The organism is Kitasatospora sp. NPDC088134, from assembly GCF_044741705.1.
In the GTDB taxonomy this organism is placed as follows: domain Bacteria; phylum Actinomycetota; class Actinomycetes; order Streptomycetales; family Streptomycetaceae; genus Kitasatospora.
This window is the reverse complement of sequence record NZ_JBIUTD010000009.1, coordinates 237,310-252,662: the sequence shown is the minus strand read 5'-3', so window position 1 is coordinate 252,662 and position 15,353 is coordinate 237,310. Positions and strand designations below refer to the sequence as shown.

Below are 15,353 nucleotides of genomic sequence, written 5' to 3'. Positions count from 1 at the left end.
GGCTGACTCGGCGACGGCGGGCGCGGGGTCAGCCGGCGGCACGGGACAGCTCCTCCACCGCGAGCGCCTTGGCGAACACCGAGGCGTCCGGCACCGCGTCGACCTTCTGCTGCCCCTTCAGGAAGACCGCGGCGTCGTGCAGGTTGTCGGCGAGCTTCCCGGGCGCGCCGGGCCGGCCCAGGTAGTCGGGCCCGGCCTGCTCGGCGGCGGTCAGCAGGACCAGCTGCTTCAACTGGGCGAGCGCGTCGGCGGGGCTCAGGTTCAGCTGCTTGGCGATCGAGTCGGCGGCCTGCTGCGGGTCGCTCTTCGCCAGCTGCACGGCCTGGTCCTCGGCCTTCAGCCAGGCCGTGACGATCTCCGGGTGGGCCTGGGCGAAGGCGTTCGTGACCACGCCGAGGTCGGCGGTCCGCTTGCCCTGCTCGGCGAGCTGACGGCTGGTCACCAGCACCTTGCCGTCCTTCTCCAGCTCGGTGAGGGTCGGCGTCCAGGTGTAGGCGGCGTCGATGTCGCCGCGCTTCCACGCGGCCAGCGCGTCCTGCGGCTGCAGGTCGACGACGGTCACCTTCGCCGGGTCGACCCCGGCGGCCTGCAGCGCGGCCAGCAGCGAGTAGTGCGAGGTGGAGCCGAACGGCGTCGCCACCTTCTTCCCCACCAGCTGCCGGACCTCGGTGATCCCGCCGCGCGCCACCAGCGCCTCGTTCTCGCCGATCAGGTCGTGCACCCAGAGCACCTTGTACGGGATGTTCAGCGGTGCGGACAGTCCCTTGGTGACGGGGCTGGACCCGGCCAGTCCGAAGTCCACCGACCCGGCCAGCACCGCCGTGTTGACGTCGCCGCCGGAGTCGAACTTGACCCACTTGACGTCGGCGTCCGGCAGCGCCTGCTCCAGCAGCCGCCGGTCCTTCACCACCAGGTCGGCGTTGGGTATCTCCTGGTAGGCGATCCGGACGGCGGTTCTCTTCTTCCCGTCGGCGCTGCCGGACCCGGCATCGGAGCAGGCGGTGGCACCGGCCAGCAGCAGGGCGGCGGAGGCGAGCAGGGCGGAACGGCGGAAGGTCATCGTGACTCCGTTGGGGCAGAAGGAAATTGACGATCGGTCAGGAACGGCCGCGCCACGGCACGGTGAGGTGTTCGACGGCCCGCAGCAGGCCGTCCAGGACGATGCCGGACAGGCCGACCACGAGGATTCCGCCGATCACCACGGCGGTCTGGTTGTAGCGCTGGGCGTCGCGGATCATGCCGCCGATGCCGGGCACGCCGTTGATCGTCTCGGCGGCCACCACCGAGGTGTACGCGACCCCGAGGGCGATCCGCACGCCGGTGAGGATCTCCGGCAGCGCGGCGGGCAGCACCACCCCGCCGAGCAGCGACCAGCGGCCCGCACCGAGCGCCCGGGCGGCCTCCACCAGATCGGCGGGCACCCCGCGCACGGCGGCGGCCGTCGAGGCGGCCACCGGCGGCAGCGCGGCGATCAGCAGCAGCCACACCTTCGGCGCCTCGTCGATGCCGAACCAGATCACCAGCAGACTCAGGTAGGCCAGCGGCGGCAGCGTCCGCAGGAAGGTCACGGCGGGCTCCAGCACCACCGCCACCGGCCGCAGCGTGCCGATCGCCAGCCCCAGCGCGGTGCCGAACAGCACCGCCCAGCCGGTGCCCTGGGCGATCCGGCCCAGGCTCGCCGCCAGGTGCTCGCCCAGCAGGTGGCCGCTGTAGCCGCGCACCCCGTCGTGCACCGTGGATGCCAGTACCAGCTGGTGCCAGACCTCGCCCGGCGCGGGCACCAGCACCCGCGGCCACACCTCCAGCCGGACCACCAGCTCCCAGGCCGCCAGCAGCACCGCCAGGGCCAGGGCGCGCAGCGCGGTCCAGCGCAGCGCGCCGCCGCGCGGCCCCCGGACGGCGGCGGGGCGCGCCGGTGCGGCGACGGCGGCGCTCATGCCGCACCCCCGGCGGCGACCAGGGCGCGCACCCGGGGGACGACCTCCTCGCCGACCCGGTACGCCTCCTCCAGGTGCGGGTAGCCGGACAGCACGAACTCGTCGACGCCCAGCGCCCGGTACTCGGCCAGCCGGGCCGCGACCTCCTCGTGCGAGCCGACCAGCGCGGTGCCCGCACCCTCCCGGACCAGGCCGATGCCCGCCCACAGGTTCGGGGCGACCAGCAGGTCCTCGGCGGTGCCGCGGCCGTGCAGCGCGGTCATCCGGGCCTGGCCGGTGGAGTCCATCGCGGCGAACCTGGCCTGCGAGGCGCGGACCGCCGCCGGGTCGAGGCCGGCCAGGATGCGCTCCGCCTCCGCCCACGCCTGTCCGGCGGTGTCCCGGGCGATCACGTGCAGCCGCAGCCCGTACCGCAGCGTCCGGCCCTGCCCGGCGGCGATCGCCCGCAGCCGGGCGATCCGCTCGCCGATCGCCACCGGCGGTTCGCCCCACAGCAGTTGGACGTCCGCGCGGCGGGCCGCGACCTGCTCGGCGGCGGCCGAGGCCCCGCCGAAGTACAGCGGGACGGGGTGCTCCAGCGCCGGGTCGACCAGCTGCGCGCCCTCGATCCGCAGGTGCGCGCCCGCGTGGTCGACCCGGTCGCCGTCCAGCAGTCCGCGCAGCACCGCCATCACCTCGTCCGTGCGGGCGTAGCGCTCGTCGTGGACCAGGTGGTCGCCGTAGGCGCGCTGCTCGGCCGGGTCGCCGCCGGTGACCACGTTCAGCCGGAGCCGGCCGCCCGCGAAGCGGCGGAACGCGTCGGCCTGCTGGGCGAGCAGGGTGGGGCTGGCGAAACCGGCCCGGAACGCCACCAGGAACCCGATCCGCGAGGTGTGCTGGGTCAGCGCCGAGGCCAGCACCCAGGGGTCCACGCAGCCGAGCCCGACCGGGGTCAGCAGCGCGGCGAACCCGGCCTGCTCGGCGGCCCGCGCCACCTGGGCGAGGTAGCCGACGTCGGCGGGGCGCCGGGTCGCGGCACCGGTCCGGCCCTGCACGGCGGTGACGCCGCCGGGGTCGCGGCCGTCCCCGCCGGTCGGCAGGAACCAGTGGAAGACGGGGGGTTCGGGCGGGGTCGGGGCATGGGAGGGCACGGTGGGTCCTCTTCTCCGGCGGCGGGCCGGGGGCGGGGCAGCGGCGCGACGGCCGCGCGGAGCGGCGACCGGGCGCGGTCAGGACGTGGCAGGGGGACGAATCGCTATCGGCCGGAACAGGACACGGCCGGACGCGCGGTCAGGCGCGGCGACAGGCAGCGGAACACACCCGGAGGAGGTCGATGTGACCCCGGGTGGTGAGAAAGACTCGCTGCGACATGCCGGGGAAGCTACCACGTCCGGGCCGGTCGGAGGCAGGTCGTGTCCGCATCGTGGGCGGCCGCGTCCCGCATGGTGTCACGGGGCGGGTCGGCCGGTCACCGTGACGGTCCGTTGGCTCCCCGGGCCGGCGACCGGACCGGAAGCACGCGTTTCGCCCAAGCCCTTGACCGCCTCCGGTACGTCGCTATCGTCTCCCTCAGTATCCGGTCTAGACCTATGGCCGTCTCCCCGACCTGTCGCACCGGTCGCACGGAGGTCCCGCACGTGACCGCACCCCGCGCCACGGCGGCGTCCGACGTGTCCCCAGAAACCGGCGCGTCCGGACGGCCCGGACCACCCCCACACCTGCGAAGGGCACGGAAACGATGCAGACCAAGAGAAAGGTGACCGTCGCCGTCGGCGCGCTGGTCGCCCCGCTCCTCGGACTCACCATGTCCGCGGGCACCGCGAGCGCGCACGGCTGGGTCACCGACCCCGCCAGCCGCCAGGCGCAGTGCGCCAACAACGTCGTCAGCTGCGGCCAGATCAAGTACGAACCGCAGAGCGTCGAGGGCCCCAAGGGCCTGACCAGCTGCAGCGGCGGCCACCCCGAGTACGCCGAACTCGATGACAACAACAAGGGCTGGGCGGTCACCAACGTCTCCTCCACCCAGACCTTCAGCTGGCACCTGACGGCCCGTCACTCCACCGCGAGCTGGCAGTACTTCATCGGCTCCACGCTGATCGCCCAGTTCCCCGGCAACAACGCCCAACCCCCCGCCGACCTCAGCCACTCGGTCAACTTCGGCAGCTTCACCGGCCGCCAGAAGGTCCTCGCGGTCTGGAACGTCTCCGACACCGCGAACGCCTTCTATTCCTGCATCGACGTCAACATCGGCGGCACGGGCGGGACGACGGGCGGAACGACCGGCGGCACCACGGGCGGGACCACCGGCGGAACGACGGGCGGGACGACCGGCGGCGGCACCGGCGGGACGGGCACCTGCACCGCCCCGGCCTGGGACGCCGGCCGCGTCTACAACGGCGGCGAGACCATCTCCTACGCCGGCCACAACTGGCGCGCCAAGTGGTGGACCCAGGGCGAACAGCCCGGCACCACCGGCCAGTGGGGCGTCTGGGACGACCTCGGCGCCTGCAAGTAACACCGCCCGACCAGCCCGCCCGGCGACCTCCTGTGGGGGAAGGCCACCGGGCGGGCACCACATTTCCCCCCAGGGGCCCGGGAGCGAAACTCCGTCCCGGACCCGCTGGGAGCGAAGCTCTGTCCCGGGCGCGCTGGAAACGAAGCTCCGTCCCGGGCCCGCTGGGAGCGAAGCTCCAGGGGCCCGGGGAACGGCGGGGCCGAGGGGCGGGTGACCGACGGGCCGCGAAGCGCCGACCCCGTTTCGGGCCGGAGGTCTTTTGGCCGACGCCCCGTAGCGCCCCACTGTCCTCCGGCCCCGCGCCTCTCGGCCCCGCCGTTCCCCGGGCCCCTGATTTCGTCCCCTCGTCTGCCGAAGAGTTCCCCCGGGCTCCTACACGCCCAGCTTGGCCAGCAACTTCGCCCACCAGCCGCGCCGTTGGGCCGGGACGGCGGCTGTCGGCGGGGCCGACGGAGGCGGCGGGGGCGTGTAGGTGGGCTGGGCCGGGATGTGGACGGCGGCCGGCGGCGGGGTGGTGATGGCGGGGGCCGCGGTGCTGGCGGTGGGGGCCTGCGGCTGGAGGGCCGTCCGGGGGGTGAAGCGGGCCGGGAGGGCGGTCAGGTGGCGGGACATCCAGTTCCCGCGCCAGCGCAACTCCTCCTCGCCGACCGAGAGTTGCAGGTCGGGCAGCCGGGTCAGCAGGATGTCGATGCCGGTCTCCGCGATCGCCCGGCCGATCTCCTGGCCGGGGCACTCGTGCGGGCCGCTGCCGAAGGCCAGGTGGGAGCGGTTGCCGAAGAGGGGGGTGTCCAGGTCGGGGCGGACGGCGGGGTCCGCGTTGCCGGCCGCCAGGCCGAGCAGGAGCATGTCGCCGGCCTTGATCGCCCGGCCGCCCAGCTCGGTGTCCCCGGTCGCCCAGCGACCGGGGACGAGCATGAAGGGCGGCGAGTCCCACAGCACCTGGTCCAGCGCGTCCGGCAGGGTCATCTGACCGCCCGACAGGTGGGCCCGGAAGCGCCGGTCGGTGAGCACCATCTTCAGCGTCTCGGAGATCAGGTTGCTGGTGGTCTCGTTGGCGGCGAGCAGCACCGAGCGCAGGTGCTGCAGCACCTCGTCCTCGGTGAGCGCCGAGGTGTGCTCGATCAGCCGGGTCACCAGGTCGGGTCCGGGCTCGGCCCGCTTGCGCTCCATGGTGCGGCGCAGCGACTCGACCACGTACTCGTTGCTGGCGTACGCGGTCTCGGTGCCGCGGACCAGGTCGCGGGCGGCCTCGACCAGCCGCGGGCCGTACTCCTCGGGCATGCCGACGAGTTGGGTCATCACCAGCATCGGCAGGTGCTCGGCGAACTGGGAGACCAGGTCGACCCGGCCGCCGTGGCCGAAGCCGGCGATCAGCTGGTCGGCGAAGCGGGTGACGTAGCGCCGCATGCCGCGCCGGTCGAAGCCGTTGAGGCCGTCGGTGACGGCGGTGCGCAGCCGGCGGTGCTCCTCGCCGTCGACGAAGGAGCAGGTCGGCTGCCAGGCGATCACCGGGAGGACGGGCGAGTCCGGGGCGACCCGGCCCTGCTGGAACTCGGTCCAGCGCCGGGAGTCGCGGGAGAACCGGGAGGGGGTGCGCATCGCGGTGAGGTTGGCGGAGTAGCCGAGGACCAGCCAGGCGGGCAGGTCGCCGTGCAGCCGGACGGGAGCGACCTCGCCGTACTCGGCGCGCAGCTTCTCGTAGAAGCCGGCCGGGTCCGCCTCGGCCTCGGGGCCGAACAGGCTGAGCAGCGGGTCGCCCTGCGGGGCGGTGGCGCCGCGGTGGGCGGGGCAGCCGGGCGGCGGGACGGCGGCGCCCGGCTGCGGCGCGTACGGGTCGTACGCGGGTTCTTCGTACGTCACGGGGGGACTCCGGGGAAAGGCGCGGTGCGGACGGGGTGACGGGGGGTCAGCCGACGGGCTGGGCGGCGAGCTCGTACAGGTACCGCATCAGGGCCATCAGGACGTCGCGGCTGGACTCCCGGGAGCGGGCGTCGCAGGCGACGATCGGGACGTGGTGCGGCAGGTCGAGGGCGGCGCGCAGTTCGTCGACGGGGTAACCGGGCGACTCGGGGAAGGAGTTGATGGCGACCACGAACGGCACGCCGCGGTCCTCCAGCCGTCCCAGCACGTCGAAGGAGACCTCCAGGCGGCGGGTGTCGACCAGCACGACGGCGCCGAGCGCGCCCTCGAACAGGCCGTTCCAGAGGAACCAGAAGCGTTCCTGGCCGGGGGTGCCGAAGACGTACAGCACGAGTTCGTCGCTGATGGTGATCCGGCCGAAGTCCATCGCCACCGTGGTCGAGCTCTTGCGCTCCACCCCGGCCAGGTCGTCGACACCGACACCGGCCTCGGTCATGGTCTCCTCGGTGGTCAGCGGGCGGATCTCGCTGACCGAGCCGACCAGGGTGGTCTTGCCGACCCCGAAGCCGCCGACGATGACCACCTTGACGGCGTTGGCCATGCTGGCCGGGAGCAGTTCGGCCTCGCGCGGCCCGCGCACCGGTTCAGAGCCGCTGAAGTCCATGGATGACTGCCTCCAACAGGGAAAGGTCGGGAAGGGCGGCGCGCGGGATGGGCGCCCGGGCCTCGATCCGGCGCTCGGCGAGCAGCTCGGCCAGCAGGACGGCGACCAGGCTGTTCGGCAGGCGCAGGTACGCGGAGATCTCGGCCACCGAGAGCGGGGAGCCGCAGATCCGCAGGATCGCGGCGTGCTCGGGCTGCATGGTGGGTTCGGGGCGGGAGCGGGCGATGATCAGGGTCACCAGGTCGAACCCGGCGGCGCCGGCCTGCCGGCCGCGCCCCCGGCTGATCACGTAGAGCCGTTCCGGGTTGGCGTCCGCCCAGTCCTGGTCGCTCATCCCCGCCCCTCGTTGCGGCCGGCGCCCGGGGGGCACGCCGGCGGGTTCTCCGGACGGTCGGCCCGCGGCCCGGTCGGACCCGCTGCCGGGCCGCGCCTCCGACGCCCGGTCGGTTCCGCGGCCGGACAGCCCCCCGGCGGTCCGTCGGGTCGGGTCGCCCGAATCACGCGATCTGCTCGCCGCTGCGGGCGGGCGTGGTGAGGTGCTCGCCGATCCGGGCGACCAGGTCGCGCATCCGCTGGCCGACCAGCCCGGCGTCCACGCCCTCGTCGGCGAGCACCGCGAGGAAGGCCCGGGAGCCGGCCGCCATCAGGTAGAAGAAGCCGCCGCCGACCTCGATCACCACCAGGCGCATCCGGCCGTCGCCGTGCGGGAACTCGTGGCCGACGGCGTGCGCCAGGCTCTGCAGGCCGGCGCAGGCGGCGGCCAGCCGGTCCGCGGTGTCGGGGTCGGTGCCGTACTGGGCCAGCCGGAGGCCGTCGGCCGACAGGACGATGGCGTGCCGTGCGTGCGGGACGCTCTCCGCGAGGTCCCTGAGCATCCAGTCCATGTTGGTCCGTTGCTGAATCACTTCTCGCCTTTCCCTGCTGACTCTTCACTGGCGTGGCGGCCGCCGGACCCGCCGGCGGACGGCTGGTGGCCGTTGACCCCGTCGGTGAAGGCGGCCAGCCACAGGCCGGGTTGGACCGGCTCGGGGGCGGGTTCGGGGGCCTGCGCCGCGCGGGGCGCCGGGGTGCCGAAGCGCGGCGGGGCGGCGTGGCGGCGGCGCTGGGGCAGGCCGTTGGCGGTGCGTTCGACGACCACGGGCGCGTCGTCCTCTGCTGCGGGTGCGGGGGCCGGCACGGCGCGCGGGTGGCCGCCGGCCCGGGGGAAGGCCGCGGCGGCGGCGAAACCGCCGGCGGGCGTGTGGGTCGCGGCGGGCGCCGGGGCGGGGGTGTGGACCGGGGCGGGCGCCGGGGCCGGGGCGGCGGGGTCGCGGTACGGCTGGCCCTCGGGCTCCATCCGGCGCGGCGGGACCGCGGTGGGGGTGCTGCCGGCGAGCCGGCCGATGCCGTGGGCGCGGCTGGGCGCGGGCGCGGTGGTGATGTAGCGCTGCGGGACGATCAGCACGGCCCGGACGCCGCCGTACGCGGACGGGCGGAGCGAGACCTGGAAGCCGTAGGCGCGGGCCAGCCGGCCGACCACGGCGAGGCCGAGGCGCGGGGTCTCGCCGAGGTCGTTCAGGTCGATGCCGGACTGGGCCTCCTCCAGCATCCGTTCGGCCCGGGCCCGGCCCTCCTCGCCGAGGCTGAGGCCGCCGTCCTCGATCTCGATGGCGATGCCGGTCTGCACCTCGACGGCGGTGAGGTGGACGTCGGTCTGCGGAGGCGAGTAGCGGGTGGCGTTGTCGAGGAGTTCGGCGAGCGCGTGGATCAACGGTTCGACGGCGGGGCCGGTGACGGCGACCTCGGAGACCGGGTGCAGTTCGACCCGGCGGAAGTCGAGGATGCGGGAGATGCCGCCGCGCAGCACGCTGTACAGCGGCACGGGGTTGTTCCACTGGCGGCCGGGGCGGGCGCCGCCGAGCACGGCGATGGAGTCGGCGAGCCGGCCGATCAGGGCGTTGCCGTGGTCGATCACCAGCAGGTCGTCGAAGACCGCCGGGTCGTTGCCGTGCCGGTCCTCCATCTGCCGCAGGTCGACGGCCTGGCGGTGGACGATGGCCTGCACCCGGCGGGCGATGTTGACGAAGGCGCGCTGCGCGGACTCGCGCATCGCCTCCTCGTTGTCGACCGCGTCGAGGACGGAGCGGAGCACGGCGAGCCGGGCGTCGTGGAAGTCGTCGCCGGCGTTGGGGACGTGCTGCTGCTCGTAGGAGCGGAGCACGTCGGTGACGTACTCGCCGCCCTGGAGGCGGGCGACGGCGGCGGGCAGTTCGTTCTTGGCGAGTTCGAGCATGCCGGCCTGCTGGCGGGCCAGCCGGTGGCGCAGCTCCTCCTCGCGGCGGGCCAGTTCCTCCTGCGCCAGCTCCAGCGCGCGGCCGCGGCGGACCGCCTCGAACCCGGCCGTCGCCACGGCCGCCGCGCCGACCAGGCCGCACCACAGGACCGCCGCGGCCCGCCCGGGGGCGCCGGCGGCGGCGAGACCGACCGCCGCGCCGATCACCACCGCGGGCAGCAGGCCGACGAGCACGGCTGCGGGCAGCCGGTTTCCTGGTGACGATCCGGCTCGAAGCATCAGCATCCTCAATACGGTCTGGGACGGGACGGCGGAACGGGCGGGCGGGCCGGGCGGCGCGGCGGGGCCCGGGGCGCGCAGCAGCATAGCCGGTGCGCGATCGGACTGACGGTCCGTCAGCTCCCTTTTCCACCAGGAGGGTTGACCTGGCGGGCCGGGATTCCCGACGCCGGGCGGAGCGGTTCCGCCCCCGCACGCCCGGCTCATAGGCTTGTCGCATCACGCGCTCCCGCGCGCGCTGCGCCGCCGGATTCACCCGGAAGAGCGGTGCTCACGACAAAACTCCGCCCACGACCCGGCCCGGGTGGTAGGGCCGCACCCGGAAGAGACTACTGACGGACCGTCAGTTCGTCATATCCACCGAGAATATTCACGGGGCGCAACACGGTCGGCCCGGTGCGGTTTCACCGGTCCTCCGCGCGCCCGTGGGCCCCTCCTCACCCCCGGTTCACCGGGCCGGGTAGGGGCGCGGCGAACCGCCCGCCCACCGAGGGGAACCCGCATGAGCACCGCACCGAACCGCCCCGACCGCCGCACCCTGCTGCGCGCCGGACTCGCCACCGGCGCCGCGACCGCCGCCGGGGTCGCCGCCCCGCTCGCCGCCGCCGGACCGGCCCGGGCCGCCGACGCGCCCGGCACCGACACCCCGCCTGCCGACACCGCGCCCGCCGGGGCCGCGCCCGCCGACCGGGTGATCACGATGACCGGCCACCTCCCCACCGGCGCGCCCGACTTCGTCCTGCTCCCGGTGGAAGTGCCGCGCGGGGTGCGCGAGATCGCGGTGTCGTACAGCTACGACAAGCCCGCCGTCCCGGCCGGCACCCCCGGCAACTCCTGCGACATCGGCCTGTTCGACCAGCGCGGCACCGAGCTCGGCGGCCGGGGCTTCCGGGGCTGGTCCGGCGGCTTCCGCAGCTCGTTCGCGGTGTCCCGGGAAGCCGCCACCCCCGGCTACCTGCCCGGCCCGGTCGACCCCGGCACCTGGCACGTGGTGCTCGGCCCCTACCAGGTCGCCCCGCAGGGCCTGACGTACTCGGTGCAGGTCACCCTCCGGTTCGGCGAGCCCGGCCCGGCCTTCGTCCCGCAGTACCCGGCCGAGCGGGCCCGCGGCCGCGGCCGGGCCTGGTACCGGGGCGACTGCCACCTGCACACCGTGCACTCCGACGGCCGCCGCCTCCCGGAGGAGGTCGCCGCCGGGGCCCGCGCCGCCGGGCTCGACTTCCTCGTCTCCACCGACCACAACACCACCTCCTCGCACGCCGTCTGGGGCCCGCTGGCCGGTCCCGACCTGCTGATCGTCACCGGCGAGGAGGTCACCACCCGCAACGGCCACTGGCTGGCCCTCGGCCTGGAGCCCGGCCGGTTCGTCGACTGGCGCTACCGGGCCCGGGACGGGCAGTTCCCGCGCTTCGCCCGCCAGGTCCGCCGGGCCGGCGGCCTGGTCGTCCCCGCCCACCCCTACTGCCCGTACGTGGCCTGCCAGTGGAAGTTCGGCCTCCAGGACGCCGACGCCGTCGAGGTCTGGAACGGCCCCTGGACGTACGACGACGAGTCCGCCGTCGACAGCTGGGACGCGGGCCTCGCCACCGCCCTGCACGAGGGCCGGGACTGGCTGCCCGCGATGGGCAACAGCGACGCGCACAGCTCCCCGCAGGTCATCGGCAGCCCGCACAACGTGGTGCTGGCCGACGACCTGAGCCGCCCCGCGATCCTGGCCGGCCTGCGCGCCGGGCGCAGCTGGCTGGCCGAATCCGCCGCCGTGCGGCTGGAGTTCACCGCCACCGGGCACGGCCGACAGGCCGGCATCGGCGAACGCCTGACCGTCCCGGCGGACGCCCCCGTCGACGTCCGCCTCACCGTCTCCGGCGTCCCGGGCGGCACCGTCCGCCTGCTCACCGACGAGGGCCAGCTCCACCAGGAGTCCCTCCCCGCCGACGGCAACGGCACGGTGGTCTGGCGCACCACCGCCTCCCTCGCCGCCTACGTCCGCGCCGAGGTCCGCCACCCCCGCCCCGACGGCACCCCGGGCAAGGGCAACTCCATGGGCCCCGACCTCCCCTGGGGCCCGATGGCCGCCCTCACCAACCCGATCGTCCTGCACACCGCCTGACGGCCGGTCAGCCGCGCCAGAGGCGCACGCCCCCGCCGGCCGCGCCGCGCACCCCCAGCAAAAGCAAAGGTGCACGGCCCGGCCGGCGAGGCTCAGGTCAGCTCCAGCACCTTCCGGCTGCACCCCCTCGCTCCCCCTGCGCGAACTCACGCTCCGCGCAGGACGGTTCAGGTCGACTCCCGTTCCCTCCGGCCACCGCCTTCCGCCCCGCGCGCAGCGCGAACCTCGGGGATCAGGTCAGCTCCAGCACCTTCCGGCCGCAGCGCAGGAAGATCCGGCGGGTTGCGGTGGGCCTGGTGAGGTCGTGGGTGGCGAGGACGACGTGCAGGCGTTCGTCGGCGTCGGTGCGGGTGAGCGGGACGGTGCGCTGCCCGCCGTCGGTGGTCTCGACGACGAGTCTCAGGCCGCCCGCCCCGGCGACCCGGCGGACCTGGTTGAGGCTGGGCAGTTCGCCGGCCGCCTTGACCAGGAGTTCGCCGAGCGTCGCCGCGCCGTGCGCGGCCGGATCGGCGGCGGGCAGCGGCCCGGCCGCGGAGAACCGGCGCACCGAGTAGCGGGCGCGGAAGGCGTCCCGGGCGGCGAGCGCCGCCTCCGCCCCGTGCACGGTGGCGGTGACGGCGGCGGCCAGCAGGGTCTTGACGGCCATCGGGTGGCGGCGGCCGCCGTCGACCTGGGCGAGCAGCAACTCGACCTCCTCGTCGAGCAGTTCGGTCAGGGCCCGGAGGTAGTCGGGCAGCAGCCGGTCCGCGCAGGACATCAGGCGGCCGAACATCTCCTCGGCGGGGAAGGCCAGTCCGACGAAGTTGTTCTTGGACTTGCTCATCTTGGCGCCGGTGCCGTCGGTGCCCTCGATCAGGGCGGTGGCCAGCACCACCTCCGGCCGCTGTCCCCGCGCGGCCATCACCCGGCGGCACATCTGCAGGTTCAACAGCTGGTCGAGGCCGCCGAGTTCGAGGTCGGCGACGATCTCCACCGAGTCCAGCGCCATCACCACGGAGTAGACCAGTTCGGCCAGCGTCAGCCCGCTGCCCTCGGCGAGCCGGGTGCGGAAGTCCTCGCGCTGGAGCGCGGCGGAGGCGGGCAGGGCGGCCAGCACGTCGAGGAAGCGCGGCAGCGTCATCGGCGCGAGCCATTCGCTGTTGAACCGGAACTCGGCCCGCTCGAAGTCGAAGAACGGGCCGACCTGCTGCCGGTAGGTGGCGAGGTTGCGGAGCACGTCCTGCTCCGTCAGCGGGGGGCGTTCGGCGCTGCGGCCGGACGGGTCGCCGATCCGGGCGGTGATGTCGCCGACCAGGAACACCACCCGGTGGCCCATCCGTTGCAGGCGGCCGGCCAGGATCATCGGGACGGCGTGCCCGAGGTGGACGTCCGCCCCGGTGGGGTCGATGCCGAACTTGACCGTCAGCGGGCGGCCCTCGGCGAGCAGCGCGGCCAGCCGGTCGGTGCCGGGGAGCACCTGGGCGGCGCGGGCGCCGAGCAGTTCGGCCTGCCGGGCGGGCGGGAGGCCGGAGAGGTCGGCGGCGCGGCGTTCGGCGAGCAGGCCGAGCAGGCGGCCGAGTTCCGGGCCCTCCCGCAACTCCCCCTCGGAATCGATGAGTTCGCGGATTCGGGTGACGGTGCGGTCGAAGGCGGTGGCGGCCATGGCCATCCTCTCGGGGCGTGGCGGCGCGCGGCGGCGACCGGCCGCGCACCACGAACGAGAACGGGGGTTCGAGGGTGGCCGGGACGGCGGGGTGCCGGCCGGCCCGCGAAGGGGCGGCCGCCCAGGGCTCACGGCGGGTGGCGGCGACCCGGCGACGCAAGGGCCGGGCGCGCTCAGGGGCGGCGCGCGGCAGGCGTCGGCGGGGTCGTGCGGAGGGCCGGGAAGCCCGGCCGCCCGGGAAGCGGGCAGGCCGGAGGGCGGTGCGAGCCGCCACTAATATCGCTTCACCACGCGAGCCTCCGGGAACAGGGAACGGCGGGAGCGCTCGTGCGCCCGGCACCGCCGTCGTCGCCCATCCTGTCCCAGCCGCCGTGCCCCGCGCACCCGTTTTTCTCCCGAGGGACGGAACCGGCGGTCGGCCCATGCCGGGGCCGACCGCCGGTCGCGGGCGGGTCGGTTCCGCGGGTGGATCAGTTCAGCGCGTACCCGAGGACGCCCTCCGCGAACTGCCCCTCGCAGTTGAGGTCGTTCGAGTCGAAGTGCTCGCCGTTGACGGTGCAGCGCCGCACCGGGCGGCTCGCCAGGCCGGCCGGCGGCGCGTCGTTGATGAAGCCCAGCTGGGCCACGTACTGCTGGCCCTCGCAGTTCCCGGCGACCGAGGTGAAGGTGTCCGTCGAATTCCAGACCTTGCAGGCGTACAGCGCGTGGGTTCCGGCCACCTGGCCGGTGTAGAGCCAGCCGAGGCTGCTCTCCAGGTAGTACCCGGCCGGCGTGGCCCCGGTGCCGCTCAGGTGTTCCTGGCCGTAGTAGCGCTCCAGCGCGACCGTGCCGGCCACCGGCTGGGTGAGGCACTGGACCTGCGCGGAGCCGTCCCACACGCTTCCGGGCGGCGGCAGCAGCGCGGCCGCGGGGCGGACGGTCCGGGGGGCGCCGAGGTCGTCCCGGTAGGCCGTCGGCACGCCGAGGGTGCGGCACTGGGCGGCGCTGAACCCGGCGGCGGCGGCCGATGCCAGCGCGTCGTTGACGGCCGCCTGCTTGGCGGCCGTGGCGGTGGAGTAGCCGTAGGACTCGCCGGAGTAGTTCGCCTGGGCCGGGGTCGCCGAGGCGGGTATCGCGGCGGCGAGCAGCATGGTGCCGGCGACCGCGCCGGTCGCGAGCAGTCGGGAGAGCGCCTTCATGGGGTGTCCTTCCGTCGTTGAACTGGACAGATCAATTAGCGCACCGCCACAACCGGCTTGTCATTAGCTGAGATGAATCGTGAACGCTTTTGGCTTGTTCTCAGTTTGCGTCGGCCGATCTGCTTCGCCCTCGGGCGCGGCGTCTTCCGGCCGGGCCGACGGGCTGTCAGAGTGGACGCCCCGTCCCGACGAGAGGATGAGATGACCGGATGACGATCAGTCAGGAATCGGCGGTCGACCGAGCGGTCGACCGGATGGCGCAGCTCGCCGCCGAACTGCCCGCCGCCGACGGGGTCGCCGTGTTCAACGCGATGTACCTGACCGTGACCCGGCTGGTCCGCGACCACCTCGCCGACGAGTACTTCACCGACCCGGCCGCGATGGCCGAGCTGGACGCCGTGTTCGCCGGCCGCTACCTGGCCGCGGTGGACGAGGACCGGGCCGGCCGCCGCCCGGCCGCCTGCTGGCGCCCGCTGTTCGAACTGCGCGGCGCGCCCGGCGTCCACCCGCTGCAGTTCGCGCTGGCCGGGATGAACGCCCACATCGAGAACGACCTGCCGCTGTCCGTGCTGGACACCTGCCGGCGCACCGGGTGCGACCCCGGGCGGCTGGCGGACGACTACCTGCGGATCAACACCCTGCTGGCGCAGGTCGAGGCGGAGGTCCGGGCCGCCCTGCTGCCCGCCCCCGCCGAGCTGTCCGCCGCCGACCCGCTGCTGCACGTCCTCGGCGTCTGGAGCATCGACCGGGCCCGGGACGCCGCCTGGGCCTCGGTACTGGCGCTCTGGGAGCTGCGCCGCCTGCCGCCCGCCGCCCGGCTGGCCGCCGAGGCGCTGTCCGGCTCGGTCGGGATGGTCAGCCGGGCCCTGCTGGTCCCGCTCGGCCCGAACTGACCGCCCCCGGCCGGAGGTGACCGG

General features: G+C 74.9%; 13 protein-coding genes. 3 read left to right on the top strand and 10 right to left on the bottom strand.

All coding sequences use genetic code 11. The features are described 5' to 3' along the window. Positions 1-28: 28 nt before the first annotated feature. From ACIOHG_RS17515 to ACIOHG_RS17505, 3 genes are read right to left on the bottom strand one after another with little or no spacing between them, the layout of a single operon-like run. Positions 29-1,060: an ABC transporter substrate-binding protein gene (locus tag ACIOHG_RS17515; RefSeq protein WP_400951089.1), complete on the bottom strand. Its 1,032-nt coding sequence runs from the start codon at positions 1,058-1,060 to the stop codon at positions 29-31. Between the two features lie 37 nt (positions 1,061-1,097). Continuing rightward, positions 1,098-1,937, bottom strand: a complete 840-nt coding sequence (locus ACIOHG_RS17510) for an ABC transporter permease (RefSeq protein WP_400951086.1) — start codon at positions 1,935-1,937, stop codon at positions 1,098-1,100. Further along, positions 1,934-3,067 carry an LLM class flavin-dependent oxidoreductase gene (locus tag ACIOHG_RS17505; RefSeq protein WP_400951085.1) on the bottom strand — a complete coding sequence of 378 codons (1,134 nt, stop codon included), beginning with the start codon at positions 3,065-3,067 and terminating at the stop codon, positions 1,934-1,936. Before ACIOHG_RS17505 ends, ACIOHG_RS17510 begins: the two co-directional genes overlap by 4 nt. A 587-nt stretch (positions 3,068-3,654) precedes the next feature. Here ACIOHG_RS17505 and ACIOHG_RS17500 point away from each other — a divergent pair. Then, a complete protein-coding gene (locus tag ACIOHG_RS17500) occupies positions 3,655-4,431 on the top strand; it encodes a lytic polysaccharide monooxygenase (RefSeq protein WP_400951083.1) in 777 nt (258 codons plus the stop codon). A gap of 372 nt (positions 4,432-4,803) precedes the next feature. On the opposite strand, the gene ACIOHG_RS17495 is transcribed toward ACIOHG_RS17500, so the two are convergent. From ACIOHG_RS17495 to ACIOHG_RS17475, 5 genes are all read right to left on the bottom strand, one after another. After that, entirely contained in the window at positions 4,804-6,291 is a 1,488-nt protein-coding gene (locus ACIOHG_RS17495; RefSeq protein WP_400951081.1) for a cytochrome P450, read from the bottom strand. Positions 6,292-6,337: 46 nt separating this feature from the next. Further along, positions 6,338-6,955, bottom strand: coding sequence for a GTP-binding protein (locus tag ACIOHG_RS17490; protein ID WP_400951078.1), 618 nt, complete (start codon positions 6,953-6,955; stop codon positions 6,338-6,340). Continuing rightward, the gene (locus ACIOHG_RS17485; protein WP_400951076.1) at positions 6,936-7,289 is read right to left on the bottom strand and encodes a DUF742 domain-containing protein; all 354 of its coding nucleotides are present in this window, start codon (positions 7,287-7,289) and stop codon (positions 6,936-6,938) included. Before ACIOHG_RS17485 ends, ACIOHG_RS17490 begins: the two co-directional genes overlap by 20 nt. 163 nt (positions 7,290-7,452) lie before the next feature. Then, the gene (locus ACIOHG_RS17480; RefSeq protein ID WP_400951074.1) at positions 7,453-7,860 is read right to left on the bottom strand and encodes a roadblock/LC7 domain-containing protein; all 408 of its coding nucleotides are present in this window, start codon (positions 7,858-7,860) and stop codon (positions 7,453-7,455) included. Next, positions 7,857-9,506, bottom strand: a complete 1,650-nt coding sequence (locus tag ACIOHG_RS17475; RefSeq protein ID WP_400951207.1) for an ATP-binding protein — start codon at positions 9,504-9,506, stop codon at positions 7,857-7,859. The genes ACIOHG_RS17480 and ACIOHG_RS17475 overlap by 4 nt, the downstream gene beginning before the upstream one ends. Positions 9,507-10,008: 502 nt before the next feature. Between ACIOHG_RS17475 and ACIOHG_RS17470 the strand changes: the two genes are divergently transcribed. After that, positions 10,009-11,616, top strand: a complete 1,608-nt coding sequence (locus ACIOHG_RS17470; RefSeq protein WP_400951073.1) for a CehA/McbA family metallohydrolase — start codon at positions 10,009-10,011, stop codon at positions 11,614-11,616. A gap of 232 nt (positions 11,617-11,848) precedes the next feature. On the opposite strand, the gene tyrS is transcribed toward ACIOHG_RS17470, so the two are convergent. After that, positions 11,849-13,258, bottom strand: coding sequence for a tyrosine--tRNA ligase (gene tyrS / locus ACIOHG_RS17465; RefSeq protein WP_400951071.1), 1,410 nt, complete (start codon positions 13,256-13,258; stop codon positions 11,849-11,851). 470 nt (positions 13,259-13,728) lie between these two features. Then, on the bottom strand, positions 13,729-14,436 hold the full coding sequence (locus ACIOHG_RS17460) for a hypothetical protein (protein WP_400951068.1): 708 nt from the start codon (positions 14,434-14,436) through the stop codon (positions 13,729-13,731). A gap of 209 nt (positions 14,437-14,645) precedes the next feature. On the opposite strand from ACIOHG_RS17460, the gene ACIOHG_RS17455 reads away from it, so the two are divergent. After that, positions 14,646-15,329, top strand: coding sequence for a DUF5995 family protein (locus tag ACIOHG_RS17455; protein ID WP_400951065.1), 684 nt, complete (start codon positions 14,646-14,648; stop codon positions 15,327-15,329). Positions 15,330-15,353 lie beyond the last annotated feature (24 nt).